This window comes from Streptomyces sp. NPDC051217, from assembly GCF_044455465.1.
Taxonomy (GTDB): Bacteria; Actinomycetota; Actinomycetes; order Streptomycetales; family Streptomycetaceae; genus Streptomyces.
Window position 1 is genome coordinate 159,420 of the sequence record NZ_JBITEV010000001.1, and the last position, 13,512, is coordinate 172,931.

Sequence of the window (13,512 nt, forward strand, 5' to 3'; positions counted from 1 at the left end):
CCGGCGTTTGAGGGCACGGCCGGAGGCCGTACGGGATCCGGGCGGAGCCCCGGTTGTGGGAAGGGGCGGGCCGGGGAACAGGCCCGCGCAGCCGCCCGCACCCCGCACCCACGCCCCTCCCGCCGGAGCGCCGACCACTCGTCAGAAGGTCAGAAGGGGTACCAGCGGACCTCGGGGTCGCCGTCGCGCAGGGAGTTCACGCGGCGGCGGAATTCGGCGAGCGCCTTCGGGTTCGTCGGGGCGTGCTGGGCGACCCACGCGCAGCTCGCCGTCTCGCGGGCGCCGCGCAGCACGGCGCAGCCGGACCAGTCGCGTACGTCCCAGCCGTAGGCGGCCGTGAAGGTGTCGTACGCCTCCGGGGGCATGCCGTACCGGTCGCGGGAGAGCGCCATCACCACCAGGTCGTGCTCGCGCAGATCGGTGGAGAAGGTCTCCAGATCGACCAGGACCGGTCCGTCCGGGCCGACATGGACGTTGCGGGGGAGCGCGTCGCCATGGATCGGGCCGGGTGCGAGGTGCGGGGAGAGCGCCGCCGCGGCGGCGGCGAAGCCGTCCCTGCGCTCGCGCAGATAGCGGGCGTCGGCCGGGTCGATCGCCTCGCCGGCGATCCGCAGCCACCGCTCCACGCCGCCGAGCAGTTCCCTGCGGGGCAGTTCGAAGGGGGGTGCGGGCAGGGCGTGGACGAGCCGGAGCAGTTCCGCCAGGTCGGCGGAGCCCGCGGGCCGTACGGCATCGGGCAGTCGCCGCCAGAGCGTTACCGGGTGGCCGTCCACGGTACGGGCCTTGGGCTCCGCCGACCGGACCGCCGGGACGCCGCTCTCCGCGAGCCACTCGGCGACGGCCAGTTCACGCTGGGCGCGCGCCAGCAGCTCCGGGGCCTCGGCCAGGCTCCTGCCGACCTTGACGACGAGCTCGCCGACGCCGAACACGGCGTTCTCGCCCAGCGCCAGCAGCTCGGCGTCGGGCGCCGGCCGGTCCGCCCGCGCGTGCCGGGACTCGTGCGGCAGCTCCGTGGCGTCCAGTACGGCGCGCGCCCGTGCCTCGTCCATCGGAACTCTCCCGTCACTCTGCCGGACCCTCCGGGCTCCCCGGCGAGATCGGCCCCCAGTCTCGCATTCACGCAGGTTGGCTTGACGAACCCCTCGCTCGTCAGCACGATGACGGGGGCCGCCGGGGCGGCCATCCCCTACGAAAGCCGCCCGAAGGAGCCGAATTCGTGACACTGGCGACCGCGAAGGCGCGGTCAGACAAGTCCACGCCGGGGGAGGGGCGGCCACGGGAGAGAGTGGTCGACCGGGGCGCCTGGTTCCTGGTGCTGCCGGCCCTGATACCCATCCTGGTGCTCAGCGTCGGGCCCCTGCTCTACGGCATCACCCTCGCCTTCACCGACGCGCAGTCCGGCCGCACCGAGCCCACCGAGTGGATCGGGACGCTGAACTTCCAGGACCTGTACCACGACACGCTCTTCTGGGAGTCGTTCCGGATCGGTCTGGTGTGGGCGGTCGGCGTGAGCGTCCCGCAGTTCGTGCTCGCGCTCGGCCTCGCCCTGCTGCTGAACCAGCGGCTCCGGTTCCGCTGGCTCGCACGGGCCCTGGCGATCATCCCCTGGGCCATGCCCGAGGTGGTCGTCGGCATCATGTGGCGTCTCGTCTACAACGCCGACGCCGGAATCCTCAACGAGACGATCCGCGACTTCGGCCTCGGTGACGGCCGCGACTGGCTCACCGGCCTTGCCACCGCCCTGCCCGCCGTGATCGTCGTGGGGATCTGGGCGGGCATGCCGCAGACCACCGTCGCGCTCCTCGCCGGGCTCCAGAACACCCCGGACGAGCTGCACGAGGCGGCGGCGCTCGACGGCGCCGGCGCCTGGCGCCGGTTCCGTACCGTCACCTGGCCCGCGCTCAAGCCCGTCGCCCTCGCCATCACGGCGCTCAACTTCATCTGGAACTTCAACTCCTTCGCCCTGGTCTACGTCCTGACCAACGGCGGCCCCGGGGGCCGTACCCGACTGCCCATGCTCTTCGCGTACGAAGAAGCCTTCCGTTACGGCCAGTTCGGTTACGCCGCCGCCATGGGCTGCGTCATGGTCGCCGTGATCTCGGTCCTTCTCGCCTTCTATCTGGTCGGACGGATCAAGGCAGGGGAGGAGAAATGAGTCCGCGCACCAGCAGGCCCGCCCGCGCGGGGCAGTACCTGGCGCTCCTGTGTTACCTGGTCTTTCTCGGCTTCCCGTTCCTGTGGCTGATCTCCACCGCCTTCAAACCGGCGCGTGAGCTGGGCAGTCTGCACCCCACCTGGATCCCCGAGGGCCCGACTCTGGAGAACTTCCGCCAGGCGTTCGACGAGCAGCCGCTGCTCAGGGCCGCAGGCAACAGCCTCACCGTCGCGTTCTCCGCCGCGCTGATCGCGGTGGTCATCGCGACGCCGATGGCCTATGTGATGGCCCGGCAGCGCGGCAGGCTCGCCACGGCGGCGACCGGGTGGGTGGTGGTCAGCCAGGCGTTCCCGTTCGTCCTGGTGATCATCCCGCTCTTCCTGGTGCTCAAGAACCTCCATCTGATCAACTCCCTCTTCGGATTGATCATGGTGTACGTGGTGTGGTCCCTGCCGTTCGCGCTCTGGATGCTGGTCGGGTACGTACGGGCGGTACCGGCCGAGTTGGAGGAGGCGGCGGCCGTCGACGGCGCGGGCCGGCTCCGTACGCTCGTCTCGGTCACGGCCCCGCTGCTCGCGCCGGGCATCGTCGCCACCGCGATGTTCGCGTTCATCACGGCGTGGAACGAGTTCTTCTTCGCGCTCGTCCTGCTCAAGACCCCGGAGAAGCAGACACTGCCGGTGATCCTCACCCACTTCCTCGGCGCCGAGGGCGTCGCCGACCTGGGGCCGCTCGCGGCGGCGGCGTTCCTCGCGACGATCCCCTCACTCGTCATCTTCGCGATCATCCAACGACGGATCACGGGCGGCATGCTCGCCGGGGCGGTGAAGACCTGATGCGTACGAGGACCCCGATGCGTACGAGAATACGGCTGGTGGCGGCCTCCGCCGCCCTCGGCCTGCTGCTCACCGGCTGCTCCGGCTCCGGCGACGGCGATTCGGCCGGCGGCCGGATCACCCTGCGCTTCCAGTCGCTCGCCTGGCAGGACGAGTCCGTCGCCGTCAACAAGGAGCTGGTGAAGGAGTGGAACGCCGCCCACCCAGACGTGAACGTCGAGTATGTACAGGGCAGTTGGGACAGTGTCCACGACCAGCTGCTCACCTCCTTCGAGGGCGGCGAGGCGCCCGACATCATCCATGACGCCTCCGACGACCTCGCCGACTTCGCGTACGGCGGCTATCTCGCCGATCTCGACGGGCTGTTGCCCGACCGGCTGAAGCGGGACATCCCGGAGCGCAGCTGGGAGACCACGGCCTTCGGGGACGGGCTGTACGGCGTGCCGTTCCTCCAGGAGCCGCGCGTGCTGATCGCGAACAAGAAGATCCTCGAAGCCTCCGACGTCCGGATCCCGACCGTCGAGAAGCCCTGGACCTGGGCGGAGTTCAGGTCGGCCGCCAGGGAACTGACAGCCGGCGAGGGGCGGAAACCGGCGGCGGGGCAGGCGGAGTACGGGGTGGCCTGGCCGCTCAAGGACCCGGTCTCCGCGACGCTCAACCTCAGTCGGTCCACGGGTGGGCAGCTCTTCCACCGGGGCATGGACGACAAGGTGACGATCACGTACACGGATGCCGACGCCGAGGTTCCCGCCGTCATCCACGACCAGGTCAACAAGGACGGCAGTGCCTCGGGCGCCACGCTCGGCATGGGCGGTTCGGACACGCTGCCGGGGTTCTTCGGGGAGAAGTACGCGATGGTGCCGCTCGGGTTCTCCTACCGGCAGCAGATCATCCAGCAGGCGCCGGAGGGCTTCGAGTGGACGGTGCTGCCGTCGCCCGCCGGGGCCGACGGCGCGACGCAGGGGGTCAGCCCGCAGACTCTGTCGGTCTCCGAGGACACACCGCACAAGGAAGAGGCCGTCGCCTTCATCGACTTCCTGCTTCAGCCTCAGAACATGGTCCGCCTCGCGCGGGGCGACTGGATGCTCCCCACGGGTACGGCGGCGCTCGCCGACCCGTCCCTGCACACGGAGAAGGACGGCTGGTCGACCGGTGCGGCGCTCGCGCGTGAGCTGCTGCCGGCGCCCGCGCAGTCGGTGCGCGGCTATCCGGAGTGGAAGGACAAGGTCGCGACCCCGGCGCTCCAGGAGTACTACAGCGGCGCGATCGACCGCGCCGAGCTGGAGAAACGGCTGGTGAAGGACGGCAATCTGGTGCTGGCCCGCTATCAGCGCTGAGGCGCGTCGGTGTTCCTCTCCAGGCGGGCCGCGCGGTCCTGGAGGTAGCGCTGCTCGGGGAGGCTGGTGGTGAGCCGCGCCTCCTGCACCGCGTCCTCGGCGGCCTCGAAGTCGTCGTGACGGCGTACGAGCGCGGCGAGGACGCGCGGTGCCAGCCGGCGCAGCAGATCCTCGACGCGCTCGCCGTCGTGCCTGTACCCGCCGCTCGTCACATCTCCTGGCCGGAGGTGTCCATGATCGGGCGTACCTCGACGGCGGCGAACCGCGCGTCCGGGAAGCGTGCCGCGATCTCGGTGGCCCGCTCCCGGCTGTCGCAGTCGACCACGAAATACCCGGCCAGCTGCTCCTTGGCCTCGATGTAGGGCCCGTCGGTGACGGCGGGGAGACCGTCACGTACGCGTACGGACTTCGTGTTCACCGGGTCGGCCAGCGCCGTGCCGCTGACCAGTTCGCCGGACGCGGTGATCTCCCGCCACAGCGCGTCCGCCTGCCCGCTCGTCTCGGCCCGCTCCTCGTCCGACATCGCGAGGGCTTCGCGGGTACGGAGGAAGGCCGGGTGACCCCAGCTCTTCGGGTTGCTGTAGATCATGATCAGGTACTTCATCTCGACTCCCTGCACTCCGGAGGTACGGTACGGCGCCGCTCGCGGACCGCCGTTCAGGCCGTACCGGCGAGCCCGACGACATTGCCCTCCGGGTCGGCGAAGTGCCCGACCACGAGGGCGCCGGGGGCGGGGCGCTCCGGCTCGGGGCCCATCAGGCGGGTTCCACCGAGGCTTTCGGCCTTCCGGAGGGCGGCTTCCACGTCGGGTACGCCGATGTAGAAGAGGACACGCGGCTGAAAGCCCGCACCGCCGGCGACCCCGCCATTGATGCCGGGCACGCCGTCGCTCGCGCTCTCGCCCACGCCGTCGCCCGGCACGGGATTCGCGCCGCCGACCACGAAGCCGTACTCGCCGGGCCGCGACACCGCCGGGGTGCTCGCGTCCCCCAGGTCGAAGTCCCACCCGAACAGCTCTCCGTAGAAGGCGCGCAGTTTGGCGGGGTCGGCGCCGACGATCTCGAAGTGCACCACTGGCAGTCCCATGACCGCTCCTCTCCTCGTACCGCGTACGTCCCTGGTGGACGTCTCACAGCGAGGTCGGAACCGGCGGACGGATCTCTCCATGTCTCCGCGTCCCGCCGGGAGGAAATCCCCGGCCACCGTTCAATGTGGACGAGACGTCTCGTCTCGCTCCATGCTACGGTGAGGTCATGACCTCACGACAGCAGCGTGCCCATATCGCCATGTTCTCCATCGCCGCCCACGGACACGTGAACCCGAGCCTCGAAGTCATCAGGGAACTCGTCGCCCGCGGGCACCGCGTCAGTTACGCGATTCCGGCCTCGTTCGCGGAGAAGGTCGCCGAGACCGGGGCGGAGCCGGTGATCTACGCCTCCACCCTGCCGACCGAGGACGACCCGGACGGCTGGGGCACCGAACTGGTCGACAATCTGGAGCCGTTCCTCGCCGACGGAACGCAGGCGCTGCCCCAACTGGCCGAGGCGTTCGAGAACGACCGGCCCGACCTCGTCATCAGCGACATCACGTCCTACCCCGCGCCGATCCTGGCGCACCGGTGGGGCGTCCCGTATCTCCAGCTCTCGCCGAATCTGGTCGCCTGGGACGGTTACGACGAGGAGGTCGCCGCCGCCCAGAACGCCCAGCTCGCCGGGTCGGAGCGCGGCCGGGCCTATCGCGCCCGCTTCCAGGCGTGGCTGGACGAGAACGGGATGGGCATCGACCAGGACCGGTTCGTCGCGCATCCCGAGCGTGCGATCGTGCTGATCCCCAAGGCACTTCAGCTCTTCGCCGACCGGGTGGACGAGTCCGTCTACACCTTCGTCGGCGCGTGCCAGGGGGAGCGGGCCGGCCAGGGGGAGTGGGAGCGGCCGGGCGGGGCCGAGAAGGTGCTGCTGGTCTCGCTCGGTTCGGCGAACACCAAGCAGCCCGCCTTCTACCGCGCCTGCGCCGAGGCGTTCGGCGCCTTGCCCGGCTGGCACGTCGTGCTCCAGATCGGCAAGTTCGTCGACCCGTCCGAGCTGGGTGAGATCCCCGAGAACATCGAGGTGCACTCCTGGGTGCCGCAACTCGCCGTCCTGAAGAAGGCCGACGCGTTCATCACCCACGCGGGCGCCGGCGGCAGCCAGGAGGGGCTCGCCACCGGCACTCCGATGGTCGCCGTACCACTCGCCGTCGACCAGTTCGGCAATGCCGACATGCTGGTCCAACTCGGCGTCGCCCGGCGGCTTTCCATGGAGGAGGCGACGGCCGAGGCGCTGCGGGAGGCGGTCACCGCGCTCGTCGCCGATCCCGAAGTCGCCCGCAGGGGTGAGGAGATCAGGCAGGACATGGCGAAGGAGGGCGGCACTCGACAGGCGGCCGACATCATCGAGGACGCGCTGCCGGTGCGTACCGCCTGACGCGTCCGGGGACGCGCGGCACGACGCCGTACGACGCCGTACGCCCGGACGGTGACCGCCGTCCACCGGTGCCGCGCGCTCCAGCCTCCGGCGCGCGCCGCGATCCCGCGCGGGGCGCCGTTCCCGCCCCCCGCTCCGGCGGTCTGACGTGATCGCGTCGGCGTGGTCGTCTCTCTGTCGTACCCGTCGCCGATCCGTCCCCTCGGGCCCGAGAGCGGCCCTGCGCCGCTTCCCCTCTTCGGACCCAGGGTCGGATTCCGGCCTTCTCCTCCTGCCTCCCGGCGAGCCCGAGTGCGCCCTCCCTCCTCCTCATGGGGAGGGCACATCTCTGACAAGGAGGATCGAAGCCCTTTACAACTAACCCGGCGCGGACGGGAGTGGAGGGCGCGGTCCGAGTTGGGTGAGGTTGGCCGATTTCGTGTGAAGAGAAGTTGTCCTCCACGTCACAGCGGTCTGAGGGTCTTGATCTGAGCGCGACAATCGGCCAGGGTTTCGAATCAGCTCGCCGGAAGTTCTTCGTCCGGCGAGCTTTCCCCCCACAAAAGTTCACGAGGAGAAACCTCTTCATGGCAACTCATAAGCGCGCCAACCGGATGAGACTCACCGCGGCGATAACCGCGGTGGCAGCAGTGGCCGGTATCACCGCCTTCACCTCCCCCACGGCAGGGGCGGCGGTCACCCCCCTCGGCACGGTGTACGGGGCCGACGCCAAGGGCGCGGTCGCGGGCAGCTACATCGTGATGCTCGACCAGAAGGCGGACAAGAAGGACCTCGCCGCCGAGTACGGCGGGAAGCTCAACCGGACCTACGCGGCCGCCATCAACGGCTTCTCGGCCAGCGGCCTTTCGGCCACCGAGGCCAAGCGCCTCGCCGCCGACCCGGCCGTCTTCAAGGTCGTGCGGAACAAGGCGTTCTCCATCAACGCCACCCAGGACAACCCGCCGTCCTGGGGCCTCGACCGGATCGACCAGACCGCCGCCGCCGGTGACAACGCCTACACCTACCCGGACGCGGGGGGCGAGGGTGTCACGGCGTACATCATCGACACCGGAGTCCGCGTCAGCCACGCCGACTTCGAGGGCCGCGCCTCGTCCGGCTTCGACGCGGTCGACAACGACGACAACGCCGACGACGGCAACGGCCACGGCACCCACGTCGCCGGCACCGTCGCGGGCGTCGCCCACGGAGTCGCCAAGAAGGCGAAGATCGTCGCCGTCCGCGTCCTCGACGACTCGGGCAACGGCACCACCGAGCAGGTCGTCGCCGGCATCGACTGGGTCACCGCGAACCACACCGGCCCGTCCGTCGCCAACATGAGCCTCGGCGGCGGCGCCGACCCCGCCCTCGACGAGGCCGTCCGCCAGGCCATCGCCTCGGGCGTCACCTTCGGCGTCGCGGCGGGCAACGACACCAGCGACGCGGGCCAGACCTCCCCGGCCCGGGTGGAGGAAGCCATCACCGTCGCCTCCTCCACCGTGGACGACCAGCAGTCGGTCTTCTCCAACTACGGCCCGGTCGTGGACATCTACGCCCCGGGCTCCGACATCACGTCCACGTGGAACGGCAGCGACACCGACACGAACACCATCTCCGGTACGTCGATGGCGACCCCCCACGTCGTCGGCGCCGCGGCGCTCTACCTCGCCGGACACCCGGACGCCGCGCCGGCCGACGTCGCCACCGCTCTGACGGACGGTGCCACCCCCGACGCCATCACCAACCCCGACCCGGGCACCCCGAACAAACTGCTGAAGGTCGTCGAGTGACCTGAGGTCCGTCTTCCGGATCGGGCCCGCGAGCCCGGCGGGATCCGAAGGACAGGCCCCGGGACCGCTGACGGCCCTTCACAGCGGACCGGCGGTCGCCGCGCCCTCCCCCACGGGGCGCGGCGACCGTCTTCCGCATGCCGGAGCCGTCCCGGCCGCCGGCCGACCTATCGTGGGCGCATGACGACGACCAGATACGGCGCACTGCTGCGCGGAATCAATGTCGGCGGGAGCCGGAAGGTCCCGATGGCGGCACTGCGTGAGGTGCTCACCGGCCTCGGCCACAGCGACGTCGTCACCTACCTCCAGAGCGGCAACGCGGTCTTCACCGACAGCACCGGCGCCGACGAGTCCACGCTCGCCGCCGCGCTCGGCGACGCCATCCACGACAGATTCGGCTTCGCCGTCGACTGTCTGGTGCGCGACGCCGCCTATCTGAAGGCCGTCGCCGACGCCTGCCCCTTCCCGGCCGCCTCCCTCCAGGCCAAGCAGCTCCATGTCACCTACCTCTCCGAGGCGGGGGACCCCGGACGCTTCGCCGCGATCGACCAGGAGTCGTACCGTCCGGAGGAGTTCCGGCTCGGCGACAGGGTGCTGTATCTCTACACCCCCGACGGCCTCGGCCGCTCGAAACTGGCCGCGGCGCTGTCCAGGCCCGGCCTCTACAAGGGGACCGTCGCCACCAGCCGTAACTGGAACACCGTCACGAAGCTGGTGGAGCTGACCCATGGCTGAGTCGCCCGCGGTCGTCGCCGCCATCGAGACCGAACTGCACCTCCTCGACCCGGCTGTCCGCTCGTCGGCCGAGCTGATCGGGGAACTGCTCCACCCCGAGTTCACGGCGTTCGGCTCGTCGGGCCGTCGCTGGGACCGGCGGTCGCTCACCGCGCACCTCACCGCGCACGACGCGCCCGCGGCCCGGCCCGTCACGACGACCGGGATGCGGGGCGTCGAACTCGCCCCGCACCTGGTGCTGCTGACGTTCGACACCGAGCACAAGGGGGTCTGGGCCCACCGCAGTTCCCTGTGGACGCTGACCGGTCGACGCTGGCTCCTCTACTTCCACCAGGGCACCGTCTTCACGCCGGAGCGCTCCTGATCGCGCCGGGCGCCGACCATTCGAGTGGGATCCGTCCCGCCTCGCCCGGTATGCGGCTCCTGCGCCGCTATAAAGGGGCCCGTCACGTTGCTCGACTGATGGGTACTCACCATGCTGAAGGCCGCCCTGCGGGTCCTCGCCGCCGCCTCTCTCGCCACCGCCGCGCTCGCCCCGACCGCCGCGTCGGCGTCGACCGCGGCCCCGATCCCGGCGCCGCACGCCCCCGCGCTCACCCCGGTCCTCGCCCCCGAACTCGATACCGCGCCCTGCGGTCCGGTCGTCCAGTACCGGGCCTGGGACTGGTGGCGTACGACGACCAACCCGCTCATCGCCGACACCGTCAGGCAGACGGCGGCGTCCGAGCGCTGGCAGTGGCGCGACGACACCAACACGCTGTGGCGCGGCGACACCCGCGAGAACGTGCGGGACTTGTTCGACAAGGGCTTCACCCCGCGCGGCGAGGCGATGGTGCCGCTGGCCGAGTACATCGTCAAGGGCGGCGGACAGGACAGCGCGCACGTCAGCACCAGCTGTGAGAAGTGGGTGGCCCAGAAGTTCGCCACCTACGGCGCCGCGAAGACCGGCTGGGTGTACGAGATCGACGCCCCCGGCGGCATCGACGTGAACGCCACGGCCGCGCTGAACCGCTACGAGTCGCCGTACCTGTGGAACAAGGAGATCGACTTCCCGGGCGGGATCAACGGCCGCTACATCAAGCAGGCGTGCAAGTACCACCTGACCAAGACCGACCCGAAGACCAAGGTCAACACGTACGAGAACCTGGGCTGCGAGACCAACCAGAACTTCCGTCCGCTGACGGAGGGCCTGGAGATCCCCGCAGCGCGCTGACGTTCGGGCCCTTAGCCCCCGATCGCCGGACGGACTTCCGTCCGGCGATCGGGGGCGGCATTGTCGTGGACGGTGGTGCGGAGTTACCGTTCACGGAGCGGAGAGAAGAGGGAGGTGACGGCAGTGCGAGGAACGTCCACGACGCCCGCGGCCGGCACTCCCCGCAACCGGCTCGGCGTCGACGGCATGTACTGCCGCCGCCACATCGACCTGCTGCGCGTCGCCGGCGCGCTGTGTCCGGCGTACGGCGACGCCGCATCGCGGCACACGGCCCCACCGCGCACCGCTCTCTGACGCACCGCCCCCGATGTTCGTGTCCGGGGGTGACGACTGTCCGGCGCGCGTGTCCATTCCGCCGAGTTCCCGTACTCCCGGACAGCAGGAAGCGGTACTTCCCATGCCCCTGTCCCCTCCGCCCCTCCATCTCGCCGTCGCTCTCGACGGCGCGGGCTGGCATCCCGTCGCCTGGCGGGAGCCCGCCGCCCGCCCCGCGGAACTGTTCACCGCCCGCTACTGGACCGATCTGGTGACCGAGGCCGAACGCGGCCTGCTCGACTTCGTCACCTTCGAGGACTCGCTCAGCCTTCAGTCGTCCCGCCCCGACGGACCGGACGGCCGTACCGACCGGATACGGGGCCGGCTCGACGCCGTGCTGATCGCCGCCCGCGTGGCCCCGCAGACCCGGCACATCGGGCTCGTCCCGACCGCGCTCGTCACCCACACCGAGCCGTTCCACCTGTCGAAGGCGATCGCCACGCTCGACCATGTGAGCCTGGGACGGGCCGGAGTACGGGTCAAGGTCTCCGGGCGCGCCGACGAGTTCGCGCACGTCGGACGCCGTACCGCGCCCGCCCGGCCCATCACGGCCGCCGCGGTCCGGGAACTGTTCACCGAGGCGGGCGACTACGTCGAGGTGCTGAACAGGCTCTGGGACAGCTGGGAGGACGGCGCGGAGATCCGTGACGTCGCCTCCGGCCGCTTCATCGACCGGGCCAGACTCCACTACATCGACTTCGAGGGCGCCGAGTTCAGCGTCAAGGGCCCCTCCATCACCCCGCGCCCGCCGCAGGGCCGGCCGCCCGTCGCCGCGCTGGCGCACGACACCGTGCCGTACGAACTTCTCGCCGGCCGCGCCGAGATCGGGTTCGTCACACCGCGCGACGCCGACGACGCCCGCGCGATCGTCGCCCGGATCCGCGACGCCCAGGGGGCGGCGGGCCGCGCCGAGGAGACGGTGCACATCTTCGGTGACCTGCTCGTGTACCTGGACGACGCCCCCGGCGCCGCCGCCGAACGCCGCGCCCGCCTGGACGAGCGGGCGGGCGACGCGTACACGAGTGACGCCCCCGTCTTCACCGGCACCCCCGCCGAGTTGGCCGACGTTCTCCAGGAGGGCCAGGAGGCCGGCCTCACCGGCTTCCGGCTGCGGCCCGCCGCCCTGCCGCACGACCTGGAGCGGATCACCCGCGGGCTGGCGCCCGAACTCGCGCGGCGGGGCGTCTTCCGTACGCGGTACGGGGCCGACACCCTGCGCGGGCTGCTGGGCCTGCCCCGCCCGGCCAACCGCTACGCCCCGGCCTGACCACGCCGGGCGGCGCCCGCCACCGGACCTCATGACCCGCGACCGCCGAAGGATGCCTCTCCCATGAGCAAGCCCGCCAAGCAGCTCCACCTCGCCGCCCACTTCCCCGGCGTCAACAACGCCACCGTATGGAGCGACCCGGCGGCGGGCAGTCAGATCGAATTCAGCTCCTTCACCCACTTCGCCAGGACCGCCGAACGCGCCAAGTTCGATTTTCTTTTCCTCGCCGAGGGGCTGCGGCTGCGCGAGCAGAACGGCGAGATATACGACCTGGACGTCGTCGGGCGGCCCGACACCTTCACCGTCCTGAGCGCGCTGGCCGCCGTCACCGACAAGCTGGGGCTCGCGGGCACGGTCAACTCCACCTTCAACGAACCGTACGAGGTGGCACGGCAGTTCGCCTCGCTCGACCATCTCTCGGCCGGGCGGGCCGCGTGGAACGTCGTCACCTCGTGGGACGAGTTCACCGGCCAGAACTTCCGGCGCGGCGGATACCTCGAACAGGAGGACCGCTACGAGCGCGCCAAGCAGTTCCTCGCGGCGGCCTGGGAGCTGTTCGACTCCTGGCACGGGGACGAGATCGTCGCCGACAAGGAGTCGGGCCTGTTCCTGGCCCACCCGGATCCCGGCGGGTTCGACCACCACGTGGGGCAGTTCGACATCAGCGGTCACTTCAACGTGCCGCGCGGACCGCAGGGCCGGCCGGTCATCTTCCAGGCGGGCGACTCCGACGAGGGAAGGGAGTTCGCGGCGTCGGCGGCCGACGCGATCTTCACCCGGCACGGCACCTTCGAGTCCGGCAAGGCTTTCTACGCCGACGTCAAGGGCCGCCTCGCCCGGTACGGCCGTTCCCCCGACGAGCTGAAGATCCTGCCCGGCGTCACCTTCGCGCTCGGCGACACCGACGCCGACGCGCGGGAGAAGGCGGCCGTGATCCGCCGGCAGCAGGTGAGCGGACAGACCGCGATCCGGCTCCTCGAACAGCTGTGGAACCGCGATCTCAGCTCCTACGACCCCGACGGACCGCTGCCCGACCTCGATCCGGTTCCCGGCGAGAACACCGTCGCGCGGGGGCGGGCGAGCGTACGGATGCACCGCGACCCGCTCGCCACCGCCGCGCGCTGGCGCGCCCTGGCCGAGGAGAAGAACCTCTCGATCCGGGACCTCGTCATCGAGGTGACGGGCCGTCAGACCTTCATCGGCTCCCCGGCGACGGTGGCCGCCGCGCTCAACGACTTCGTACAGGCCGACGCGAGCGACGGGTTCATCCTGACGCCCCATCTGACACCGGGCGGGCTCGACGAGTTCGCCGACACGGTCGTACCGCTGCTCCAGGAGCGGGGCGTGTTCCGGACCGAGTACGAGGGTGACACCCTGCGCGACCATCTCGGGCTCCGTACGCCCGTGCCCGCCGCCCACTGACAAG

General features: G+C 70.9%; 15 protein-coding genes. 11 read left to right on the top strand and 4 right to left on the bottom strand.

The genetic code is table 11. The annotated features are described in order from the left end of the window. Positions 1-149: 149 nt before the first annotated feature. Positions 150-1,049: a phosphotransferase enzyme family protein gene (locus tag ACIBBB_RS00800; protein ID WP_398977312.1), complete on the bottom strand. Its 900-nt coding sequence runs from the start codon at positions 1,047-1,049 to the stop codon at positions 150-152. A 167-nt stretch (positions 1,050-1,216) separates the two neighbouring features. On the opposite strand from ACIBBB_RS00800, the gene ACIBBB_RS00805 reads away from it, so the two are divergent. The 3 genes from ACIBBB_RS00805 to ACIBBB_RS00815 are packed head-to-tail and all read left to right on the top strand — an operon-like array spanning position 1,217 to position 4,328. Continuing rightward, positions 1,217-2,155, top strand: coding sequence for a carbohydrate ABC transporter permease (locus ACIBBB_RS00805; RefSeq protein WP_398977314.1), 939 nt, complete (start codon positions 1,217-1,219; stop codon positions 2,153-2,155). Further along, positions 2,152-2,991 carry a carbohydrate ABC transporter permease gene (locus ACIBBB_RS00810; RefSeq protein WP_398977316.1) on the top strand — a complete coding sequence of 280 codons (840 nt, stop codon included), beginning with the start codon at positions 2,152-2,154 and terminating at the stop codon, positions 2,989-2,991. Before ACIBBB_RS00805 ends, ACIBBB_RS00810 begins: the two co-directional genes overlap by 4 nt. A gap of 17 nt (positions 2,992-3,008) precedes the next feature. After that, a complete protein-coding gene (locus ACIBBB_RS00815; protein WP_398977318.1) occupies positions 3,009-4,328 on the top strand; it encodes an ABC transporter substrate-binding protein in 1,320 nt (439 codons plus the stop codon). Here ACIBBB_RS00815 and ACIBBB_RS00820 read toward each other — a convergent pair. Genes ACIBBB_RS00820 through ACIBBB_RS00830 form a run of 3 tightly spaced genes read right to left on the bottom strand, consistent with a single transcriptional unit; the run spans position 4,319 to position 5,414 of the window. Next, the gene (locus tag ACIBBB_RS00820) at positions 4,319-4,540 is read right to left on the bottom strand and encodes a hypothetical protein (protein WP_398977320.1); all 222 of its coding nucleotides are present in this window, start codon (positions 4,538-4,540) and stop codon (positions 4,319-4,321) included. The genes ACIBBB_RS00815 and ACIBBB_RS00820 overlap by 10 nt on opposite strands. Next, positions 4,537-4,932, bottom strand: a complete 396-nt coding sequence (locus ACIBBB_RS00825) for a YciI family protein (protein WP_398977322.1) — start codon at positions 4,930-4,932, stop codon at positions 4,537-4,539. Before ACIBBB_RS00825 ends, ACIBBB_RS00820 begins: the two co-directional genes overlap by 4 nt. A 53-nt stretch (positions 4,933-4,985) precedes the next feature. After that, entirely contained in the window at positions 4,986-5,414 is a 429-nt protein-coding gene (locus tag ACIBBB_RS00830) for a VOC family protein (RefSeq protein WP_398977324.1), read from the bottom strand. A gap of 167 nt (positions 5,415-5,581) precedes the next feature. Between ACIBBB_RS00830 and mgt the strand changes: the two genes are divergently transcribed. The 8 genes from mgt (at position 5,582) to ACIBBB_RS00870 (ending at position 13,508) form a co-directional block, all read left to right on the top strand. After that, entirely contained in the window at positions 5,582-6,790 is a 1,209-nt protein-coding gene (gene mgt, locus ACIBBB_RS00835) for a macrolide-inactivating glycosyltransferase (protein WP_398977326.1), read from the top strand. Between the two features lie 566 nt (positions 6,791-7,356). After that, positions 7,357-8,556, top strand: coding sequence for a S8 family serine peptidase (locus tag ACIBBB_RS00840; protein WP_398977328.1), 1,200 nt, complete (start codon positions 7,357-7,359; stop codon positions 8,554-8,556). Positions 8,557-8,736: 180 nt separating this feature from the next. Then, positions 8,737-9,291, top strand: coding sequence for a DUF1697 domain-containing protein (locus ACIBBB_RS00845; RefSeq protein ID WP_398977329.1), 555 nt, complete (start codon positions 8,737-8,739; stop codon positions 9,289-9,291). Further along, on the top strand, positions 9,284-9,655 hold the full coding sequence (locus tag ACIBBB_RS00850) for a DUF4440 domain-containing protein (protein WP_398977331.1): 372 nt from the start codon (positions 9,284-9,286) through the stop codon (positions 9,653-9,655). Before ACIBBB_RS00845 ends, ACIBBB_RS00850 begins: the two co-directional genes overlap by 8 nt. A 111-nt stretch (positions 9,656-9,766) precedes the next feature. Continuing rightward, positions 9,767-10,504 (top strand): hypothetical protein, encoded by a 738-nt coding sequence (locus tag ACIBBB_RS00855; RefSeq protein WP_398977332.1) that lies wholly within the window; start codon positions 9,767-9,769, stop codon positions 10,502-10,504. A 123-nt stretch (positions 10,505-10,627) separates the two neighbouring features. After that, positions 10,628-10,798, top strand: a complete 171-nt coding sequence (locus ACIBBB_RS00860; protein ID WP_398977334.1) for a putative leader peptide — start codon at positions 10,628-10,630, stop codon at positions 10,796-10,798. Between the two features lie 103 nt (positions 10,799-10,901). Further along, the gene (locus tag ACIBBB_RS00865) at positions 10,902-12,086 is read left to right on the top strand and encodes an LLM class flavin-dependent oxidoreductase (RefSeq protein WP_398977336.1); all 1,185 of its coding nucleotides are present in this window, start codon (positions 10,902-10,904) and stop codon (positions 12,084-12,086) included. 63 nt (positions 12,087-12,149) lie between these two features. Next, complete coding sequence (locus ACIBBB_RS00870) at positions 12,150-13,508, top strand: NtaA/DmoA family FMN-dependent monooxygenase (RefSeq protein ID WP_398977338.1); 1,359 nt, start codon at positions 12,150-12,152, stop codon at positions 13,506-13,508. The last annotated feature ends 4 nt before the right edge of the window (positions 13,509-13,512 follow it).